This window comes from Verrucomicrobiota bacterium (assembly GCA_019247695.1).
Lineage (GTDB): Bacteria > Verrucomicrobiota > Verrucomicrobiia > Chthoniobacterales > JAFAMB01 > JAFBAP01.
Genome location: JAFBAP010000109.1, coordinates 45,988 through 67,418, shown reverse-complemented (window position 1 = coordinate 67,418; position 21,431 = coordinate 45,988). Strand labels below are relative to the sequence as shown.

The 21,431-nt window shown below is 60.7% G+C and carries 16 protein-coding genes and 1 tRNA gene; 12 read left to right on the top strand and 5 right to left on the bottom strand.

The window, feature by feature from the left end; all coding sequences use genetic code 11:
• The first annotated feature begins 122 nt into the window (after positions 1-122).
• From dnaA to JO015_12390, 4 genes are all read left to right on the top strand, one after another.
• The gene (gene dnaA, locus JO015_12405) at positions 123-1,580 is read left to right on the top strand and encodes a chromosomal replication initiator protein DnaA (protein MBV9999898.1); all 1,458 of its coding nucleotides are present in this window, start codon (positions 123-125) and stop codon (positions 1,578-1,580) included.
• A 151-nt stretch (positions 1,581-1,731) separates the two neighbouring features.
• A complete protein-coding gene (gene dnaN / locus JO015_12400) occupies positions 1,732-2,826 on the top strand; it encodes a DNA polymerase III subunit beta (protein ID MBV9999897.1) in 1,095 nt (364 codons plus the stop codon).
• Between the two features lie 67 nt (positions 2,827-2,893).
• Positions 2,894-2,975: transfer RNA gene (locus JO015_12395), tRNA-Leu, on the top strand.
• Between the two features lie 10 nt (positions 2,976-2,985).
• Complete coding sequence (locus tag JO015_12390; protein MBV9999896.1) at positions 2,986-3,681, top strand: ubiquinone/menaquinone biosynthesis methyltransferase; 696 nt, start codon at positions 2,986-2,988, stop codon at positions 3,679-3,681.
• A gap of 471 nt (positions 3,682-4,152) precedes the next feature.
• Here JO015_12390 and JO015_12385 read toward each other — a convergent pair whose 3' ends face one another.
• Positions 4,153-5,175: an OmpA family protein gene (locus JO015_12385; GenBank protein ID MBV9999895.1), complete on the bottom strand. Its 1,023-nt coding sequence runs from the start codon at positions 5,173-5,175 to the stop codon at positions 4,153-4,155.
• 109 nt (positions 5,176-5,284) lie between these two features.
• Between JO015_12385 and JO015_12380 the strand changes: the two genes are divergently transcribed.
• Together JO015_12380 and JO015_12375 are read left to right on the top strand one after the other, a co-directional pair.
• Entirely contained in the window at positions 5,285-6,628 is a 1,344-nt protein-coding gene (locus JO015_12380; protein MBV9999894.1) for a glycine--tRNA ligase, read from the top strand.
• A complete protein-coding gene (locus JO015_12375) occupies positions 6,628-7,719 on the top strand; it encodes an OmpA family protein (protein MBV9999893.1) in 1,092 nt (363 codons plus the stop codon). Before JO015_12380 ends, JO015_12375 begins: the two co-directional genes overlap by 1 nt.
• Before the next feature lie 157 nt (positions 7,720-7,876).
• Here JO015_12375 and JO015_12370 read toward each other — a convergent pair whose 3' ends face one another.
• From JO015_12370 to JO015_12360, 3 genes are all read right to left on the bottom strand, one after another.
• Positions 7,877-9,079 (bottom strand): DUF2029 domain-containing protein, encoded by a 1,203-nt coding sequence (locus tag JO015_12370; protein ID MBV9999892.1) that lies wholly within the window; start codon positions 9,077-9,079, stop codon positions 7,877-7,879.
• Positions 9,080-9,143: 64 nt separating this feature from the next.
• A complete protein-coding gene (locus JO015_12365; GenBank protein ID MBV9999891.1) occupies positions 9,144-10,031 on the bottom strand; it encodes a hypothetical protein in 888 nt (295 codons plus the stop codon).
• Between the two features lie 404 nt (positions 10,032-10,435).
• Complete coding sequence (locus JO015_12360) at positions 10,436-11,809, bottom strand: acyl--CoA ligase (protein MBV9999890.1); 1,374 nt, start codon at positions 11,807-11,809, stop codon at positions 10,436-10,438.
• Between the two features lie 66 nt (positions 11,810-11,875).
• Here JO015_12360 and proB point away from each other — a divergent pair, with 66 nt between their 5' ends.
• From proB to JO015_12330, 6 genes are all read left to right on the top strand, one after another.
• On the top strand, positions 11,876-12,637 hold the full coding sequence (gene proB / locus JO015_12355) for a glutamate 5-kinase (GenBank protein MBV9999889.1): 762 nt from the start codon (positions 11,876-11,878) through the stop codon (positions 12,635-12,637).
• 23 nt (positions 12,638-12,660) lie between these two features.
• The gene (locus JO015_12350) at positions 12,661-13,926 is read left to right on the top strand and encodes a glutamate-5-semialdehyde dehydrogenase (GenBank protein ID MBV9999888.1); all 1,266 of its coding nucleotides are present in this window, start codon (positions 12,661-12,663) and stop codon (positions 13,924-13,926) included.
• A 192-nt stretch (positions 13,927-14,118) separates the two neighbouring features.
• Positions 14,119-15,087, top strand: a complete 969-nt coding sequence (locus JO015_12345) for an NAD-dependent epimerase/dehydratase family protein (GenBank protein ID MBV9999887.1) — start codon at positions 14,119-14,121, stop codon at positions 15,085-15,087.
• A 351-nt stretch (positions 15,088-15,438) separates the two neighbouring features.
• Positions 15,439-16,143, top strand: a complete 705-nt coding sequence (locus JO015_12340; protein MBV9999886.1) for an SPFH domain-containing protein — start codon at positions 15,439-15,441, stop codon at positions 16,141-16,143.
• 64 nt (positions 16,144-16,207) lie between these two features.
• Complete coding sequence (trpD, locus tag JO015_12335) at positions 16,208-17,287, top strand: anthranilate phosphoribosyltransferase (protein MBV9999885.1); 1,080 nt, start codon at positions 16,208-16,210, stop codon at positions 17,285-17,287.
• 1,113 nt (positions 17,288-18,400) lie between these two features.
• Complete coding sequence (locus JO015_12330; GenBank protein ID MBV9999884.1) at positions 18,401-18,916, top strand: helix-turn-helix domain-containing protein; 516 nt, start codon at positions 18,401-18,403, stop codon at positions 18,914-18,916.
• Positions 18,917-18,931: 15 nt separating this feature from the next.
• Here JO015_12330 and JO015_12325 read toward each other — a convergent pair whose 3' ends face one another.
• A complete protein-coding gene (locus tag JO015_12325; GenBank protein ID MBV9999883.1) occupies positions 18,932-21,400 on the bottom strand; it encodes a DNA topoisomerase III in 2,469 nt (822 codons plus the stop codon).
• Positions 21,401-21,431: the final 31 nt, after the last annotated feature.

The following is a 21,431-nucleotide window of genomic DNA, read 5'->3' as shown; positions in this document are numbered from 1 at the left end:
CACTACACAAGTGTTCTCCCCGGTCTATCAACTTGGTTCGTGTCACGCGTCCGGGGCCGGCCCGTCCCGGGCTGGGCTGACGGGGTGCCAAGCCGTCGCAAACAATTGTGGATAGTGTCCCCATGGAAAACACCTTGCGCCGTATCTGGGAGGAAATTGCCAACGGCATACGTCCCCACGTGAGTCCGGACGCGTTCCAGCGCTGGTTCGCAGCCTTGGAACTGGTGCAAACGGATGAGGCGGCGCTCGTGCTCCAGGTTCCGAACACGATCTATCAGCTTTGGATTGAGAGCAATTACCTGAGCCTGGTGCATGGCGCCGTGGCGTCGGTGCTCGGCAGCCCGCGCGAGATCCGTTTCGTGGTGGCCGAAACGGAACGCGCGCCTGCGCCCGCGGCCGAACCCACGGAGCCGGAACCGGCGGCGGCGGCAGCAGCAGCAGGCGCAGGAGGAGGGGGGGGGACGGTGACCGCGTCCCCGGACGGGGTGTCGCCCGACGGGATCACGCCGGACGGAGCGTCGGCGCGCCTCGCCGACAAGGATGCCGAGGTGGCGTCGACCCACGGCATGAACCCCCGGAACACGTTCGACACGTTCGTGGTGGGTTCAAACAACCAGTTTGCGCACGCGGCCGCCCTCGCCGTGGCCCAGTCACCCGCCAAGACCTACAACCCGCTTTTCATGTTCGGCGACGTCGGCCTGGGCAAAACCCACTTGATGCACGCCATCGGCCAGCAAGTGCTGGAACGCAAAAAGGGCGTCAAAGTGATGTACCTTTCCAGCGAGAAGTTCACCAACGAATTCATCGACGCCATTCAGCACAACACGCTGGTCAAGTTTCGCAAACGCTACCGTCAGGCCGACATCCTTCTGATCGACGATATTCATTTCCTGGCCGGCAAAGAGCGGTCCCAGGAGGAATTCTTTCACACGTTCAATACCCTGTTCGACGGCCGTAAACAAATCGTGCTCTCGAGCGACCGGCCCCCCACGGAGATCACCAACCTCGAGCAACGGCTCGTCTCGCGGTTCGAATGGGGCCTGACGGCTGAGCTCCAACCGCCGGACATCGAGACGCGCCTGGCGATTCTGCGCAAGAAAGCGCAAGCCCTGCACGTCCAGCTCGCCCCTGAGGTGCTGGATTTCCTGGCCCAACGCGTGCGCACCAACGTCCGGCGGCTGGAGGGGGCCTTGATGCGGGTGGCGTCGTACGCATCACTAAGCGGACGCGAGGTTTCGCAGGATGCGGTCGAACAGTTGCTGCGCGACATCCTGCAGGAAGAGGCCAGAAAAACGATCACGATCGATCAGATCCAACGGAAGGTGGCAGAACATTTCGACGTGCGCCTGGCTGATATGACCAGTAAACGCCGGCCGGCCAATATCGCCTTTCCGCGCCAGGTGGCCATGTACCTGGCAAGGCGCCACACCAAAGCCTCCCTTAACGAAATCGGCGATGCGTTTGGAGGCCGTGACCACGGGACCGTGCTGCACGCCTGCAAAACCGTTCAGAACCGGATGACCCGCGAGGATCAAACGCGCCAATTGATCCTCTTGCTCGACAACCTGCTGGACCGGTGAGGCTTGCGGCTCCGCGTTCGCCCGGTGCCTTGCGCGCGTGTTTGGCGGCGAGGATCGGCTCGATGCCGCTTGCGTGTCAACGCTGAACGCGCTAAGACCGTGGACGCGCCTTGCGCTCCCAGGGCGCAAATGTTTTGATTACGTTTCAGCCATGAAATTCAGCGTCAGTAAGGACAAGCTCCTTGAAGGCCTTTCCATCGTTCAAAACATTGTGAGCACACGAACGACGCTGCCGATCTTATCGAACGTGTTGCTTCAGGCCGGCGAGGGCGAGATTCGACTGACGACGACCGACCTCGACGTGGGGGTGCGCGGCACCATTGATGCCCAGGTCGAAAAGCCCGGGGCGACCACGCTCCCGGCACGGCGGCTTTTCTCGATCGTTCGCGAGCTGCCTGCGTCGGAAATTTATGTCGATGTCGACGCCAAAAACCTGGCCTCCATCCGCAGCGGCTCCAGCTTCTTCAAAATCCTCGGGCTGCCCGAAGAGGAATTTCCGCCCCTGGCCCGGTTTGAAAACCCGAAAACCTTTACCGTCGCGCAAAAAGACCTGAAGGATGGCCTGAAGAAGACCTCGTACGCCATCTCCACGGACGAGACCCGCTACGTGCTCAATGGCATTTTGTTCTCGTTCCGCGACAACAAGCTCACCCTGGTCGCAACCGATGGCCGGCGCCTGGCGCTGGTTGACGTGGAGTTCGAATTTCCGGAGGGTCAGGACATCGATATCATCGTACCGACCAAGGCGGTGGCGGAACTCCAGCGGTTGGTGCATGACGAAGGTGAGGTTAAAGTCAGCGTGGGCGAAAACCAGATCGCGTTCGAGCTTAACCGGACGTTGCTGGTATCAAAGCTCATCGAGGGTAACTACCCGAACTACCGTCAGGTCATCCCGGCCGAGGCGAAAGAGCGGGTCACACTCGAAAGGGAGACGTTCCTGAACGCCGTGCGCCGCGTCTCGCTGCTGGCCAGCGAGAAATCCAATTCGGTGAAGCTGATCTTCAGCAAAGGCAACATCGACATCGTGGCGACCACGCCGGATGTCGGTGAGGCGAAAGAATCGCTGGCGGTGATGTACAAAGGACGCGACTTCTCCATCGCGTTCAATCCTGAGTTCCTCATGGCGCCGTTGCGTAACCTTAGTAACGACGAAGTTTATCTGGACCTCATCGACGAGATGAGCCCGGGCGTCATCAAGGTTCAGAGCCCATTCCTGTACGTGCTCATGCCGATGAGGCTGAGTTAGTCAAGTTGACTTCAATTGATGATCAGTTGACTTCCTCGAACGTCGCCTATATATACCCGTCCACCTCGCTCACGTGGCGGAATTGGCAGACGCGTACGGCTCAGGACCGTATGGGGCAACCCGTGGAGGTTCGAGTCCTCTCGTGAGCAGTTTTACCTCATGAAGGGCGCGTACACGGCCCAGGATGCACGGTCCATCCAGCTCATGTTTGCCCGGATCGCGTCGCGGTACGACCTGGCTAATACCCTGCTGAGCGCCGGCATGGATCATTTCTGGCGGCGATACGTCGCCCGGCAGGTGGCCGCCTGGCGTCCCCGCCGCGTGCTGGATCTCGCCTCAGGAAGCGGCGCCCTGGCGTCAGCCATTCAGCGCGCGATTCCGGGCGCGGAGGTGGTCGGAGCCGATTTTTGTGCGCCGCTGTTGCTCCGTTCGCGCCGCCGCCGCTTGTCGCGCCTCGTCGTCGCCGATGCGCTGGCTTTACCTTTTGCCGATACCGCGTTCGACGTCGTTACCGTCGCGTTCGGCTTGCGCAACATGGCCTCGTACCACCGGGCGTTGTCCGAAATGCGTCGCGTGCTGGCCCCCGGCGGCCACCTGGTCATTCTGGATTTCTCGCTTCCAACCGGGCCCTGGCTCCCGTTGTACCGCCTGTACCTCCACCACGTGCTGCCGCGTTTCGCCGGCTGGCTGACCGGCGTTGCCGACGCCTACGAATACCTGGGCCAAAGTATCGAAGCCTTTCCCCGCGGCCACCGTATGATGGCACTCCTGAACGAGGTCGGGTTCACGGCGGAAACGTGCCGGCCCCTCTCCACCGGCGTCGTGTCCGTCTACATCGCGAGGCGGGAGGGGTAGAGTTCGGAGTTCGGTCACACGGCGGGGTTGGCGGGCACAACGTAAGAGTTCACACGGCGACCACGGCAAACCACGGCGAACACGGCGGGAAGAGGAAGAAGGGGGTAGAGTTCGGGGTTCGGAGTTCGGGGTTCGGAGTTCGGAGTTCGGAGTTCGGAGTTCGGAGTTCGGAGTTCGGAGTTCGGAGTTCGGAGTTCGGAGTTCGGAGTGGCAGCATGGGGGCGAGCTGCCGGTGTCAAGCTCCGGTTTCGTGGATCTTTTTCTGCGTGCTCTGCGGATTATTCTGTCTTCCCACCGTGTGAACGTGACCTTCGAGGGAGATCGGACCTGGTTCTACGACGCCTCCGAACCCCGAACTCCGAGCTCCGAACTCTTTCCCCTTCTTCCCGCCGTGGTCGCCGTGGCTCGCCGTGGTCGCCGTGTGAACTCTTATACGTTGTGCCCGCCAAACCCGCTGTGCCCGCCGTGTGACTACTTTGTCCTGATCACGATCTCGACCCGGCGGTTAAGCTGTTGTTGTTCCACCGAACGATCTGCCGGAACCAAAAGGTGGGCGGTGCCGAAGCCCTGGGCCTGCACGCGACCGGCGTCGATGTTCATGTTCTGCACCAGCCAGGCCTTTACCGTTTCGGCCCGGCGACGGCTCAGGTCGAGATTGTATTGATCACTTCCGAAAGAGTCGGTGTGACCTTCAACGCGGAATACCGCTTGCGGGTTACGCTGGATCAGGTGCCCCAGTTTTTCAAGGCTGGCGGCCGCACCGGGACGCAGCGTCGCGGAATTGTAATCGAACAGCAGGTCGGTCGGCATCAAGATCGGGGCGGTGCCGCCGCCGACCTTGCCTGAACTGGTGAGTAAAGTATCCAGGTTGCTGAATCCGGCAGGGATACCGCCTGTTCCCGCAGCCATGCTGTCCGCCGCATCCGCATCAAGGGTACGGCCGGGGTTGTTTCCTTTCCCGGAGGAAATTTTGGGCCGCGTTGCCACGTCGGGCTTATCATCGAGCAATTGTTGCCTGACCTCGTTCAGTTCCTTGTCGATAGCCAGGGCGTTTTCCGCCTTTGCCTCGGCCGCGGCATTCAGCGCCGACTGGGCCTCCACGCTCGGTTTATCTTTAATGTCCGGCACGGCCGGCGAGTTGACTTCCGGCGTTGCCCGGACCTCCCTGATCTTGTCGATATCCTTTTCGAAGGACCCATCAAACTGCGCCAGCGTTTGCGCCGAGGCCGGTTGGCCACTGCTCAGGCTGGCCGGTTTCTCCGGTTTTTTTGCTTCCGGCTGCAAGAGCTTCTGGTCGACCTGCAACCGGTTTACGCTGAACACGCGCGGCACCAGCCGCGGCTGATCCGGCGATTCGAAGCGGGCAAGCGTCTTCTGGCTGAAGGCATAGAACAGTGCTCCATGGAACGCAATTGACAGCGACAACGCAGGGATAATCCAGGGGCGCAACGAGACCGAAGTGTCCGCCATCAGGTCCTCAGAGAATGAAGCCATACGAAACCCCACTATAGCATAGGTCGGGCGCAACTGCGCCGCCCGGTTGACGACGCGGGCGGCCATTGCCATTCTCCCTGTCACTATGGGCCAGCAGTTGAAACCGGAAATCGAACGAATGGAAAAGATCGTCAGCCTTTGCAAGCGGCGTGGGTTCGTCTTCCAAACCAGTGAAATTTATGGCGGTCTGAACGGTTGCTGGGATTATGGCCCGCTTGGGGTGGAACTCAAACGCAACCTCAAAGACTTTTGGTGGCGGCGGATGGTCCGGGAACGGGACGACGTGGTCGGGCTCGACGGGTCCATTCTGATGAACCGCCAAGTCTGGCAGGCCAGCGGGCACGAAGCAACTTTCAGCGACCCGATGGTGGATTGCAGAAATTGCAAGTCGCGCCTGCGCGCCGACCAGCTGCCGCTTAAGAATGACAAGCCGCAATGCCCGGTCTGCGGAAGCCAGGACCTTACCGAACCGCGGGCCTTTAACCTGATGTTCAAAACGTACGTCGGCGCCACCGAGGACGACTCGTCGCTGACCTACCTGCGCCCCGAGACCGCCCAGTCGATTTTCGTCCAGTTCAGGAACGTCCTGGAAGTTTCCCGGAAAAAGCTCCCGTTCGGCATTGCTCAGATCGGGAAGGCGTTCCGCAACGAGATCAACCCGCGCAACTTCACATTCCGGTCCCGGGAATTCGAGCAGATGGAACTCGAATATTTCTGTCGTCCGGAGCAAGGACCAGAATTACTCGAATATTGGTTAGGAGAGCGTTTGGCGTTTTACCGTAATATTGGGCTTTCCGACGACCTGCTGCACGTGCACAAAATCCCGCCAGAAGAATGCGCCCATTACTCGAAAGGAACTTATGATATTGAGTTCCGGTTTCCGTTCGGGGTTCAGGAACTCGAAGGGGTGGCTTACCGCACCGATTACGACCTCAAGCAGCATCAGGAGTTCAGCGGCAAACCGCTGACCTATTTCGATGAGGAAACCAAGCAGCATTTCATTCCGCACGTGGTGGAGCCGAGCGCAGGAGTCGACCGGACGGCGCTCGCGTTAATCTGCGCCGCCTACGATGAGGAGACGGTGACCGACGAGAAAGGGAAGGCTGAGACCCGAACCGTGCTCCGGTTCCATCCGAGGATGGCACCGGTCAAATGCGGCGTGTTCCCTCTGGTCAAAAACAACGAGCGTCTGGTCGCCCGGGCGCGCGAGGTGTTCGGGCTGATCCGCTCGCGCATGCAGGTTTTCTATGACGAATCAGGCGCGATCGGACGCCGGTACCGGCGGCAGGATGAGATTGGAACGCCATTTTGCGTAACGGTGGATTTCGATACGATTGGCGAGAATGGGCCGGCCAACCAGGACACCGTGACCATCCGGTACCGTGACTCCATGAAGCAGGATCGTCTCGCGATCAAGGACATCCCGGCTTTTCTGGCGCAACAACTGGAGTGATGGGTGAAGTAAATGTGAAGGAGAAAAAGGCAAACCCGCGCCGTGCGAAAACGCCGGCAGGCGTTTGGCTGATCGTCGCGCTGACGTTGCTTTTCGGGTTAGGCGGCTTCGGCATCGCCGCTTTTATCGCGATCAGGGCGCTGCGGGCCGGCAAAGGCGCCGGCATTACCGAGGTTCAACCGGCGCGCTCTCCGGCCGTTACCACCCCGGTGCCGAATGTGACGATGGTTCCTTCCTCGCCGGCATCGGCCACGCCACCGCTGCAGCCGCGCTTCACGGAGTTTGCAAGCCCGAGCCCGGCCGCTCAAGAGCAGCGGATTCTCGCTCCTGGCGCGCCCTCACCCGCCGGCCCGGTGAATACGAGCCGGGCGGCTCAAGCATCCCCTGATTCGAAAGCGCCCGGAACGACGCCGGATTCAAGCCCGGCTGACTCAACCTCCCCTGAGCCAATGCCGGCCATGGCCGTGGCCGCTGAGCTCGGGATCACGACCGCTCCCGATCCGAGTGCCAGCCCGGCTCCGGGCGGCAGCAACCGCACCGATCCTGCCGGCAATTCGAGTCCGCCGGACCAGGCAGCAGCTGCCCCGACCGGACCGGATGCGCATGATAATGCTCCGATTCTGCTAAAAAAGGATCCTGAGGAGGAGCAACGCGTGCGCCAGGAGGTGCTGGTGCGCATCGATCTCCTTAAAGAACTTACCAAAGCCGAAAAAGATCACCTTTATGCCCAGGTCGAACGTGCACGCGGATTCACCAAGCTCGCCATCGTGCCTTTTTCGAGCGGCCGGATCTGGCCCGAAAACAACCAGGTCGAGCATCTCCTGTCGTACCTGCGCCGCCCGAATTTTCAGACGCTTTTTGAAGATCCAACGATTGTGCTGGTCTGTGCCGGTTACGCCGATCGTACAGGTTCAGAGGCGCAGAACCTGGAAATATCGCACCGCCGGGCCGCAAACATGGTCCACATCCTGCAAAGCCAGACCAAAATCAGGAACCTGATGCGGGCGGTCGGCATGGGCGGCTCGGACATGTTCGATAAGAGTGACGCGGCCAAAAATCGAGTCGTGGAAATCTGGCTCGTGCAACCCTGACACACGGCGGGCACAGCGGGTTTGGCGGGCACAACGTAAGAGTTCACACGGCGAACACGGCGAACCACGGCGAACACGGCGGGGAGAAAAGTTACATACTTGACATGGGCGGCTCGCCCCCGACACCCGACACCCGACACTCGTTACCCGTTACCCGTTACCCGCCACTCTTCACTTGTGGCATTTTCCACCAGCGCGGCGAAAAGATCCAGGCGCAGGCATAAACCAGAAACAAGAGCGCCCCGAACGGTTGGACCGATTTGAGGTAAACATTCTTTTTCAGATGCAGGAAGCTGTTGAGAGCCAGTCCCAACAACAGGATCCCGTAACTTGCCGAAAGCAGGATGCGCGTTCCGATCGGGTGCCGGACGGCGGTGAAGAGGGCGTAAACGAGGAGCGGCGCCAGTAAAACGTAGGTAGCCGATTCGGTGGAGGGCCCCAGCAGCAGCATCCAACAGCAGCCGAGCAGCAGCGCCGCGTGCTGCAGACGCTCTTCCGGCCAGTGGTGAAGGCGTCCCCATCCGCACACCAGGGCCAGAGCGGCGGCGGTCGAGGCCTGCGTCAAAGCGTACAGGGTCTCCGTCAAGGACACGTGCAACGCGCGCGCCAGCATCCAAAGGTCGCGTGGCGCCATGTCGATGTTGTAGCGGCGGGGGTCCGTCCGTCGCGACTCAAACCAGCGCTGGTACTGATCGATCACATAATTCGGGTGTTGCAGAGCGAGCGACAGCAGTCCCGCTCCGGCGAGAGCCAACAGCAATCGCCAGGAGAATTCTTTGGGATAAATCACGGCCAGCAGCAACCCGATGGCCAGCGGGTAGATTTTGAAATAGGTCGCGACGGTAACGCAGAGCGCCGAGAGGGTCCAACGCCTTGCCTCTGCCAGCAGCACGGCACTGATCAACAGGGCGATCATCAGCGGGTTAACCTGGCCGTTATTCAGGTTGCCGAGTGAGACCGGAAAAAGGAGCAGAAGGAAGAGGCCCTGCCGGTCGGCATTGGCGTTCGGTGTATTCCGGCGAAACCACCAAAGGGCGGCGGCGAGGAATGCGATGAGGTTAAGAAAACGCCAGAGGGCCGCGCCTAGATTTGGCGGAACCCACGCCAGGAGCGCGAAAAGGGCAGCGACGGGCGGTGTGTAAATGAACCCTTGATGGGTTTGATACAAGGGCTGGCCGTGCAGCCAGGCCAGTCCGGCCTGTTGATAGGTTGGAAACAGGTCATTCCGGCTGCCTACGATTGCGACGCGCATCACCACGGCGGCAAAGGCCACCACCCAAACGATGATCCCGGCCCAAAGCCAGCGAGAACGAAAAGGACGTTTTAACGCAACGGCGCCGGCGGAAGTCTCCCAGGTCATTTCGGGGTACCATTGCACAAAGCCAGCCGGTCGCGACGGTGGCGGCTAGCCGCCATACGAGGGATCAGGTCCGGTGCGGCAGGACGGTGCCGGCATTTGCATCCGCGAGTAGTTTGGCCATCCCGCTCACCCGGGCGACGTTAATCCGCATTTGGTCCAGATAGGCGTTGTACCCCGACCCGTCCGTCAGCAGCCGGTAAACGCCGCGCAGTTCCGTGTCGAGGGTCGGCAAAACGTGGCGGTAGAAAAACTTTTCCGTTCCCGCCAGCAAGTCCTGGAGGCTCTGATAAGCGCCGAAACTTGAATTTCGAAAACGCGAGAAGGCGCCGGCCTCACGAAATTCCAGGTAAAGGCTGGGCAACCGTTCCGGGTAATCGGGGGCCGCCATCTGGCCGAGCATGTCGCCGGTAACAATGATCGCGGCGATCAACCATTCGCGAACGTTGCGAAAAGGCAATTGATCCAGGCGGGCCGTCACGGCCGTTGCGCAGATCGCGTTCTGGACCTGGCGTATTTCGTCGGGCGTGAAACCGAAACCGGGCAAAAAATCCCAGGCCAGGAAGCAGCTTCTCCCGACGTGAATCGCAGAATATTTTGCCCCGGAACCTTCGCGATCGCCGGTCCGCTTCAAATAACCGGTGTCGTGGAAAAGGACAGCCGCGAAGACGAGCAACCGGTCAGATTCGCGAAACGGTGTAAACTCAGGATTTTCCCGGTGCACCGCCAACAGATCGAGCACCACGTTGGTGGCTTCGAGCGTATGGTTTAGATCGTGAAAAGCCGTATCGCAGGGTAAGAAACCGTCGACACACCCTTGAAAAAGGTTTGTAATGAAGTCGAGCAGCGCATCAGCCAGGCGTACGGTTTCCGCAGGGGCATACTGGAACAGCCGCTGCGAGCGGCCGCGAGTCTCGAAATAACCCTGCAGGTGGAACATTAGAGGGAGATCCAAGAGTCTCCAGCTTCAGGCGGGATGGCAACCAAAATCTACTTACGGCGTCGCCGGCCTCAATACCCGTTCCCGTTTCGCAAGTGGATTCGCGGTCCCTTTTGCGTCCGATCGTCAAGCAGAAAAACGGTTATACGTCTCAGCCAACCAAAAATCCGTCTTTTTGAAACGATTTTTGTTGCTGAGCGGCTACCTTGCTTCTATGATCTTAAATACCAGCTCGATCGGCCCCCAGAACGTGTTCCCCCTCTGGTCGAGCTGGTTTTTTGTTTTATATCCCCTGCCTTCTTTCGTCTGCTGTTCGCATCGGAAATTCCGATGTCCGTTTCCTGATCTTTCGACCAGAAGTGTCCTGACTTTAGCGGACGGGAATGACCGTAGCCCGCGAAACGATAAATCCTTACCCTTTATTCCGCTCGCGACACCTTACCGTTCGTCGTGCGTGGTAACGAATTTACCACGGTAAAAAGGACCGGCGCCATGCGCGGATCGGGAAACAGCGAGGGTTCAACCTGCCGCAAGCCGGCTGCAGCGGTTTCAACGACCAGCTGTGCACCCAGTTTGCCGGAGGTTTTATCGACGTAAACACGGCTTTCCACGATCCCCGGCAGCGCGTCCAGAATCGCTTCCACTTCTTCACAGAAAAAAACGAGGCCATCAATTGTCACCCGGCTGCGCCCTCGTCCGGCAAGGTACAGGTTGCGTTCGGGATCGAGCCGGGCGAAGTCTCCGGTCGGAAAACCGTGTTCGCGCAACAGGCAGCGGCGGGGCCGCCAGGGGTTGAGGTAGCCATCGAGCAGGCCCGGGCCGGCGACGTGCAGTTCGCCCAGTTCGCCGGCGGGAACAGGCCGGCCATCAGCTCCCACGATCGTCACTTGGTAAGCAGGCATGACCTTTCCGACCGAACCGGGCCTGTCGTGCGTTTGATCCAGCGTCAGCAAACCCGCTTCGATGATGCCGAGCGCCACATTCAATGAACGGCCAAAGCGGCTCTGGAAACCGTGCTGCACCTTTTGAGGCAGCAGTGAGGTGGTTGAAATCGCCAGGCGTACTTCGGGCAGGGCGGAAACCGTTGACGCGTTCAGATCCCGGTAAAATGCCGGGGATCCGTAGATCAGGGTTGGGGCATGCGTCTTAGCCAGCATCCGCCAGGTTTCATCGGCTTGCGGGGCCGTCGTCAGGATGGTGGCGCCCCGCGAAAGGTAAAGCAGGACTGAAACGACAAAATGGTCCGCCATTGGAAGTTGAAACCAGACCCGGTCACGCGGGGTGATCCGGAGGATCTGATCGGCTGCCGCGAGGCGATCGAAGATGGTCTGGTGGCTGAGCAGCACGCCTTTGCGCTGGCCTGTCGTCCCGGAGGTGAACCGGATATAAGCGGGGAACGCGGCTCGAAAATCCTCGTCGCGACGGTCGTCGATGGCAGGCACGTGCGCGTTCCGAAAGCCTGCCTTGCGGGCTGCGTGGAGTGCATGCAGCCCGGCTGCCCCCGCGATGTAATCGACCTCTTTGCCGGGAAGAAAGGTGCCCATGGGTACCATGCAAACACCGGCCGCGAGCAGGCCGAGGGCAGTTACCAGAAAACCCGAACCCTCGTCCAGGTACAGTCCATGCCGTTCGCCGGAGCGCACACCCTCGGCGCGAAGCTGCCGAGCGAAAACCTCAGCGTTTGCCACGAGTTCTCGATAGGTCAGCGGACCGGCCGGGTCAGTGAAATTATGGTAAGCGATCTGGTCAGGTTGTGACTCCGCTTGTTTACGGATAAGGGAGAAAATATTCACGAACGGGGTTACCTATGCGCCAAGGCTGGCATTCCGGTCAACGCGTGACAATAGTGTTGCTCTTCCATGTCTGATAAGCGCAAACGGGTGGTGATCAAGTTCGGTACCGGTATTCTCACGGCACCGGCCAGCAATACGCTTGCCACAGCGCAATTTGAACGTTTGACGACCGAAGTTGCGGAACTCATCATCGAAGGTAACGAGTGCATCCTGGTGAGCAGCGGAGCGGTCGGCGCCGGGCTCATGCTGCTGGGTTTGCCCGAAAGGCCCAAGGACCTGAGTTCCATCCAGGCGTGCGCCGCGGTGGGCCAATCCCGGTTGATGCTCCTTTACGAGACGCTTTTTGCACGGCACCAGCTGCGGGTCGCGCAGCTGCTCCTTACGCATCAGGACCTGGACAGTCGTACGCGCTACCGGAACGCCCGCAACACCCTCGAACGGCTGCTGCGGTTCCGCTCGGTGGTGCCCATCATTAATGAGAACGACTCGGTTGCGGTGGAGGAACTGCGGTTCGGCGACAATGACCGGCTTTCTGCGGAAGTGGCGGTGCTTTGCCGGGCGGACCTGCTCATCCTGCTCACCAGCGTGGAAGGGTTGCTCGACCGGGAGGGCCATTGCCTTACTGAGGTGCGCGACGTCGACAGCGTCAGCAACCTTGCTACCCGCGATACCGGTGTTTATTCCAGCGGGGGCATGGTCACGAAGCTGCAGGCGGTCAAACTCGCGGTGCACGCCGGGATCCCAAGCGTGATTGCCAGCGGGTTCCGCCCAGGGGCGCTCAGTGATATCGTGGACGGAAAACCGGTAGGAACTAAATTCACCCCGTAAGTCGTCAAACGTAGTCAAAGAAGATGGTCACTCAAATTTACCACGACTTAGACCAGATCGGATTCAGGGCTCGCCAGGCATCCCGCCTGTTGGCGCGGGTGACGGCGGAACAGAAAACCGCCGCTTTGCTCGCCATGGCTGACGCACTTGAGCAGTCGGTGCCCCAAATCCTGGATGCAAACGGCCAGGACCTGCAGGCTGCCCAGCTTGCCGGGCTGGGGCCGGCCGCCGTCGACCGCCTGCGTTTGAATGAGAAGCGGCTTCACGTCATGGCGAACAGCGTGCGTGACATCGCCGATTTGCACGATCCGGTAGGCGAAACCATCCGGCAATGGGAACGCCCGAACGGCCTGCAGATCAGTAAAGTGCGCGTGCCGATCGGCGTCGTCGGCTTCATCTATGAATCGCGGCCGAACGTCACCAGCGATGCGGCCGCGCTTTGCCTGAAGACGGGCAACGCCATTATCCTGCGCGGCGGCTCTGAGGCCATCCACTCCAACGTGGCGATTGCCCGGGCGCTGCGGGAAGGCTGCGGCCAGGCGGGTTTGCCGGTCGACAGCCTTCAACTGGTGTCCATCACCGATCGCGCCGCGGTGCAGGCAATGGCTGAGATGGACCGGTACATCGACCTGATCATCCCGCGCGGAGGCCGTTCCCTGATCGAGACGGTCACGTCCCTGGCCCGCATGCCCGTGATCAAACACTATGACGGGATCTGCCACGTGTACGTCGATCGCGCCGCCAACCTCGCCATGGCCGAGCGGATCATCGTAAACGCCAAGGCCCAACGCCCCGGGGTTTGCAACGCCGCGGAAACGTTGCTGGTCCACGAAGCGATCGCCGCCGCCTTTCTGCCATCCTGCGCGGAAGCGCTTGCCGCCAAGGGCGTTGAGTTGCGCGGGGATGAGCGGACCCGGCAGATCCTGGGAGAAAACGTCACGCCGGCCACTGAAGACGATTGGCGAACCGAATACCTCGATCTGATTCTCTCCGTGCGCGTGGTGCCGGACATTGCCGCAGCGATCGAACACATCGAGCGCTTTGGTTCTCATCACACCGACACCGTGGTGACGGAGGACCCGGAAGCCGCGGACAAGTTTCTTCGCGAAGTGGATTCTTCGGTCGTCCTCTGGAATGCATCAACCCGCTTCAACGACGGCGGCGAATTCGGGTTCGGGGCGGAGGTCGGCATCAGTACCAACCGGGTACACGCCCGCGGTCCGATGGGTCTGGAAGAGTTAACGATCTACAAGTACATCGTGCGCGGTTCCGGCCAGATCCGCTCATAAGAAATTCATCCACAGATTCTACAGATTTACACAGGTTAAGAGCATTCAGAGGAGTCTCCCGGCACTCGAGTTCAAGCAACGGATTCGCGAGCGGATATCCGCAGAACACGCAGAAGAACGCAGAAAAGAGGAATCATCCACAGATTACACAGATTGACACAGATTAAGCGGATCCCGGCGGCGACTCTAAGGTTGGCACGCGCACCCATCCTCCGGGATGCCGCTCCGAACTCCGAACTCCGAACCCCGAACTCCGAGCTCCATTCGGCGCCCGATACCCGACACTCACAGCACGCCTTGGTCATCGGTCCGGGATTTGTGGGCGGGCTGCTGGCGAGGCGCCTCGGCGAACTTGGGTTTCGGGTAACGGCCCTTACGAAATCGGTCGAAAGCGCCGCGCGGCTCGCTGCGACCGAACCCTTCCTTACCTGCGCCGCCGACATCAGCCGGCCGGAAGCATTCGCCGGTTTGCCGGAGCATTCCTACTCAATTGTGTTTCATTGCGCCAGTTCCGGCCGGGGCGGCGCCCCGGAATACCGGGCGGTATTCTTAGAAGGAACCAGAAACATCCTGCAATGCTTAAGCTGCGGGCATCTGGTGTTTTGCAGTTCGACCTCGGTTTACGGTCAGCAGGACGGTTTAACTGTGGATGAAGCCGCCCCGGCTGAGCCCGAACGTGAAACCGGCCGGATCTTGCTGGAAGCCGAGCGGCTCGTGCTGTCGCACGGAGGCACGGTGGCCCGCCTGGCCGGGCTGTACGGGCCGGGCCGTTGCATTCCACTGGACAAACTGTTCGACGGCACCGCCGTACTTGAGGGCGCTGGTGAACGCCTATTGAACAATCTGCATCAGGTTGACGCGGCAGGCGCACTCATTTACCTGGCGCAACGGGCCGCAGGCGGACTCTATAACGTTGTCGACAATGAGCCGGTGCGCCAACGGGAGTGGTTTGCGTGGGTCTGTGCCAGGCTTAACCGGCCACTGCCGCCCTTCGGGCCACGCGACTTCAACCGTAAACGCGCGTGGACCAATAAAGCCGTCAGTAACGGCAAGCTCCGGGCAGCGGGTTGGCAGCCGGTGTATCCGTCCTTTCGGGAAGGGTTGGCCGAGTTGATTGCGAGTGCCGGGTGCCGGGTAGAGTTTGGAGCTCGGCGTTTGTAGTTCTGTGTAATCTGCGTAATCGGTGGAGGTGTTCTCTTTTCTGCGTTCTCTGTAGATCCGCGGTGCCCGCCGGACCGCCGTGCCCGCTTTTTCCACTAGACATCCTCGGGGCCATCTCCGATCCTCTCCGGCGCAGGGGTCCGGGCCGAACTGTAACGAATTTTTTTGCCGTGCTCCGGCCGCGAATCCCGCTCTGATCTTCATGGCTGAACCATTTGGCGCCCTGGGCGTTATTCCCCGACTGAAAATGCGAGCCGACCTAACTGCAATTTGGCGAAAAGAGAAAAAAACGAAGATCTTCCGGCGGCTCGGGATGAGCCTTAAACCAGGTACAACCGTCTAAGTTCCGCCATGCCCTTCGGCCGTTTCTTTCATCAGGAGTTGATCCGGGAACTGCGGATGGATTGGTCCCGCCCGGACCTGATCTCGGTCCGCTACCCTTTCAGAGACCGGAAGATTGCTCCGGGAGCGGTTTTACACGTTCGCCCGGAGCAAATTGCCCAGTCGGTCTACCGTGGAGAATACGGGGACCAGTTTGGCCCCGGGCAGCACGTCCTCGCCAAGGAAACGCTGCCGATCCTCAACCGGCTGAGTATCTGGCCTTACGGTGCCGGGCAGCCGTTTCAATTTGATCTTTATTTTCTGAACACGGGTTTGATCTCGAATGTGCCGTTCCGGACCTATCAAGCCATCTTTTGGGGTAACGTCGTCCACGAACGGGTGCCGATCCGGTTTGCGGGTGATTTTGACGCACAGATTGTGCACCCGCGCCGTTTTCTGACCGAGGTCGCCGGCGCCGACCAGGCATTCTCGGTGGACGAGTTCAGTGATTCGGTCCGGTTGCGCATCGTTAACCTGATCATTAAATCGGCGCGCGACGCCCGGCTCGGCCTGGACCGATGGCACCGCGAGGTGGCGAACCTCGGCGCGCTTCTCCTGCCTGAGGTCACCGAAGCGGCGCGAAATGAGTATGGGTTTGACGTGCCCAGGTTGCGTCTGACGGAGCTGACGATGCCGCCCGAAATCGAAATCAAGCTCTCGGCGGCCGGTTCCTGATCCGAAGGCAGGGCCTGTGCCGGCCTGTGGCACGGTTCAGGTCGGTTCGGCTCAATTCAACGCGATGTCGACGCCCGATTCCATGCAGCATTCTCCGTTGGAGGGGCTTACCGAACGGTTGATCGCGGACCTGGACCTCACTCGCGAGGAAATCCGGGTGGCGGCACGCGAGCTCGCGGATGAGACGGTCTCGGAAGAGGATAAAGCGGTCTTTTTGGTGGCGCTCAAGACCAAAGGGGAGACCGGCGAAGAATTAGGGTATTTCGCGGAGGCCTTTACCTCGCTGGCGATCCGGCCAAGGTTCCCGCTGGGTGATCAGCCGACCATGGATCTGTGCGGAACCGGGGGCGACCGTCTTGAAATGATTAATGTGTCGACGATCGCCAGCTTCATCGTGGCTGCGGCCGGGGTGGTGGTCTTGAAACATGGGAACCGGGCCATCACTTCAAAATCGGGCGGCACCGACCTGCTGGAACAGTTAGGCATCCCGGCCAATTGCCCGATTCACGTCGTCGAACGCTGCGTGCAGGAGGCTGGACTCGGCTTTCTTTTTGCGCCGCTTTACCATCCGGCCTTCCGGATTGTCGCCCCGATTCGGCGGAAGCTTGCCGAGCAAGGGCACGCCACCATTTTCAATCTGCTCGGGCCGCTGCTCAATCCCGCGCGTCCGCAATACCAATTGGTAGGGGTATTTGCGCCCACGGTCCTGGAAAAATACGCGGTGGCGCTTTCCCGCCTGGGACGGCGCCGGGCGTGGGTCGTCCATGGCCATGTGCCGGCCGGTTCCGGGATGGATGAGATTTCCACCCTGGGTGAAACGCTCGTTTACGAAGTGAAGGGCGAAGCCGCAACGCCGTTCAGCCTGTTTCCGGATCAATTCGGGTTGTCTCCGGTAAGCCTGCACGAACTTCGGGCAGGGGGGCCGGTCGCGAGCGCCCAGGCAGCGCTGCAGATTCTCGGCAGGCAGGACCGGGGACCGCGGCGGGATCTCGTCCTGCTCAATGCGGGCGCCGCGCTGACGGTCGCGGGCCTCACGCCGCGCGTGGAGGACGGGTTGCGCCGGGCGGCTGAACTGGTCGACTCAGGCGCGGCGCTGGAACGGTTGCACACCGTCCAGCGATTTTATCGGGAGGAAATCGGCTGACGCGCGGGCGTGTACGAAACGGAAAGCATCCGGCTTAGAGCCATGCCACCCGGTGGTATGCCGGAATCAGAGCTTGAGCCGCCCTCTGGCGCCATGCCAGAACCGCGCTGCTTCTACAGTCCTCTCGGTTTCATTGAGGCGCTACACAATCAAGTACTTACCATGAACAATCCGGCGGATCCGGCCAGCACGCCGAAACCTTCCGCTTCTAAGGAGTGAATGCCTTCTTCAATGGCCGCCATCAATTCACCCGACTCCTCGATGCCGTCCTCTTCATAGGTCTCAAGCCACTGGCGCAGCTCCGCCCTTTCCTCAGAAAGCTTCTCAATGGCCTCTGGATTTCAATCAAACCGCTCACAACCGAAGCTTAAAGGCCTTGCCGCGAAAAGCCAAGCTTGCGCAACGCCGGCGCCGCGCTGACGGTCGCGGCACAACCGGTAAGCCACGCGTTCTGCCGCCCCTTCAGCAAATCCAACCCGGCGGGGCGAGCGTTTGTTGGGATGGGCGTACGGACGTGACGCCTTAGGAGGGCTCGATCATGATTTAACAGTTACCCAGGGTAAACCCCACCGCCATTTAGTTGCGGATACAAGGCCGGGTATTGCTTTGGTCCCGCAGGGACGGCCGAGGTTAGGCAGGTACTTTTAGTGCCTGTGAGGGCGTTCCCTGGGGTCGCGTCCCCTCGGGACGCCTGAAGGCGGGCGTCAAAGATTGGGGGGACGTTCGGGTTTTGGTAGCCGAGGGTCGCGCCGGGTTTGGCCGGCCGTTTGGGAGCCGGCACCCTGCGGGGCAGCGTTTCAGGCGTCCCGACGGGACGCGCTCCCTCTTAAATGCCCCGTCCAGGGACTGAAGTCCCTGGCTAACCTCAGCCGTCCCTTCGGGACGAGAGCGCCCCCATCCACCGGCCCTTAACTAAATGGCAGTGGGGTAAACCCTGGGCTAAGATCTCCCGGCCCGTTGGGCCTAAGACCGGTTCAACCGGGTACGGGGCACCCGCCGGCGCCGACATGCTTTGAGCCGACACTCCACCAAGATAACCGTCTGAATGGTATTAGATGGTTGCCTGGGTAAAAGTTTGGCTTTCTTTTTCGCCGGATGCTGTCATCCTGGGCCATGGCAAGACCACGAGGCGACCTCGATCCTCACGGCCAAGCCGCCCAGGTGCTCCAACGGCTCAAACGTGAACCGGCCGGCTGGCAGCGCGAGCGGCTCCTGGCCGTCAAACTCGGCCTGGAAGGCCAGTTAACTCTGGAAGAAATCGCCACCCACTTAGGCCGGGCCCGCTCTTGCATTCAGCGCTGGTTAGAGCGCTTTCGGGCCGACGGTCTTGACGGGCTGCTGCATCGGCCTGAAGGCGGCAAGGGGCCGGCTTCGGCGCTCTCGCCCGAGTTGGCCCGGGCGTTGAACCAAAAGGTCGAGGCGCGTGAGTTGCGCCGGGCCGCCGACGCCCAGCGCTGGCTGCGGGAAGAAGGTGGCCTCTCCGTCAAGCTGGCGACCGTCTACAAGTACCTGAAAAACAGCCGGCGCGCGGCTGAAGGTCCCGCGCCCGTGCCACGAAAAAAAGGACCGCGGGGCGGCCGAAAGCGACGGGCAGGCCTGCGTGGAGTTCCTGCACGGCGCGACGGTTGACGGTTGACCTGGACTTCAATGCGCCGGTGCCGGCTTTTTGGCTTTACGCGCCGGGCGCTTGGCGAATTCCCACGCGATCCGGCCCTTTTCCAGGCGCAGCGCGGCATCAAACGGGCGGCCCTTCTTGGAAATAAAGCCCTTGACGACGTCGCTCTTTCCTTGCACGAGCATCTTGCGCATCTGATCGGGCGGGATCTCGCGTTGCAGGATGGTCTTGCTCATCTTGAACGTGCATTTCTTCGAAGGCACGTTCGAGCAGACGTAACCGGTTCCGACGTCGCACACCTCACCGTCCGCGCACATCTGGCATTTGCCGATTACCAGGTGAACCTTCGGATCTACGGTCACGCTTTCCGCGCGGCCGTTTCCGTCGAAGGCGAACTCCGGTTTGTTTTCATCGTTTAACACCAGCACGGCGGAAAAAGGCCGTCCGGTCTTGCTGCGGAACCCTTCCAACGGACCCACCTTCCGGTTCCGGACCAATTCGGTCGCCTCTTCCGTGCTCAATTCACGGCTCGCGATGTTCTTGAAAAACCGGTAATCGCACGATTCGCAGTGGTAGGTGCGGTAATCTTCTTTCAGGTGTGCCGCGCCGCAGTTCGGGCAGCGCACCTCCAGCGTTACGTAATTGCCCGCGACGGTATCGCTCTCAAAGCTCTTGGCGCGGTTTACGATTTCGCGCGTCAGATCCTTGATGTTGGCCATGAAGGTGGAGCGCCCCAGCTTACCCTGCTCCATGAGCTTAAGCTTATATTCCCATTCCCCGGTGAGTTCGGCCGATGAGAGCAGGTCAATCCCGATACCGCGCAGCAAGGTGATCAATGAGATGCCCTTGGAGGTCGCGATGAGGTCCTTGCCTTCGCGGGCGATATAGCCGTCCTGCAGAAGTCCTTCGATGATCGCCGCGCGGGTGGCCGGCGTGCCCAGGCCTTTGGCGGACATGGCCTCGCGCAGTTCCTCATCTTCCATGAGCTTGCCGGCGCTTTCCATGGCCGACAGCAGCGTGGCTTCCGTAAAGCGGGGCGGCGGTTTGGTCTGGTTTTCCTTGACCTCGGCTGAGCGGGTCAGGACGCGTTCTCCGCGCACGATTTCGACCAGCGTCTCGGGATCGTTTTCGCCTGCCGCCTGGCGCCCGTACACGGCCATCCAGCCCGGATCCTTGATGACGCGCCCCTCAGTCTTGAAGGCTTCGCCTTCCACGCGGGTGATCCGGGTCGTCACCTCGAGCTGGGCCGGCGGGAAAAAGACGGCCACAAAACGGCGTGCGATCAAGTCAAAGAGTTTCTGCTGCGCTTCATCCAGGTTTCGCGGCGTTTGGCCGGTCGGGATGATGGCGTTATGGTCCGTGACCTTGGCGTTGTTGAAGATGCGTTTGCTCGGCTTGACCCAATGGCTCTGCAGGACCCGCTCGGCGTGCGGCTTGAGCGTGGGATCCTGGAGGCTGTGCAAAACGTCGCGGCTGGTCGACAGGTAATCTTCGGGCAGGTACCGCGAGTCAGTCCGCGGGTAGGTGATCACCTTGAGGCGTTCATACAGCTGCTGGGCGATCTGCAGGGTGCGCCGCGCGGAAAAGCCGAAGCGCGAGTTGGCTTCGCGCTGGAGCGAAGTCAGGTCGTAGAGCAGGGGAGGCGCCTGTGAAACCGGCTTTTTCTCTTCGGTGACGACGCCCGGTTTGCCCAGGACTTTGGCCCGGAGGGCGTTGGCCTTCTCAAGATCCCAGATGCGCTCGGGTTTACGATCCTCTTCCTGGTTTTTCTGAAAGTTTTCATCGAACCAGCGGCCCCGGTAACTGCCTGCGCCGACCTCGAAATCACCCAGCAACTCCCAGTACGTGCGCGGTTCAAAATCGCGGATGCGCTGCTCGCGTTCGGCCAGGATCGCCAGGGTCGGGGTCTGAACGCGCCCAACCGGCGTCAGCTGGAACCCGCCCACCTTGGAGTTGAATGCCGTCATGGCGCGGGTGGCGTTGATGCCGACCAGCCAGTCGCTTTCGGAGCGGCAGACTGCGGCCTCGGCCAGCGGAACCATTTCCTCATCGGAACGCAGCCGATCGAAGGCGGTCCGGATCGCCTCAGCCGTCATCGACTGAAGCCAGAGGCGGCGCAACGGTTTTTTCACCCCGGCCAGCTGGATGAGGTAACGAAAAATGAGTTCGCCTTCCCGGCCGGCATCGCACGCATTGATGATCAGGTCGACGTCGTCACGTTTCATCAGCCGTTTCAGCAGCTTGAAACGGGATTCGGTTTTCTCGATCGGCTTCAGCTGGAACTCAGCCGGGATGATCGGCAGGTTCTGGAAACTCCATTTGCCGCGCTTTTTGTCCAGTTCGTTGGGCAGGCAAAGTTCGACGAGGTGCCCGATGGCCGAAGAAATCACATACGAATCATTCTCGAAGAAATCGTCTTTTTTCGTAAACCGCCCCAGCGCGCGGCTCAGGTCGAGGGCGACGCTCGGTTTCTCTGCGATGACAAGGGCTTTTCCCATTTCTACTTCGATTCTCCCCAGAAAACGATAA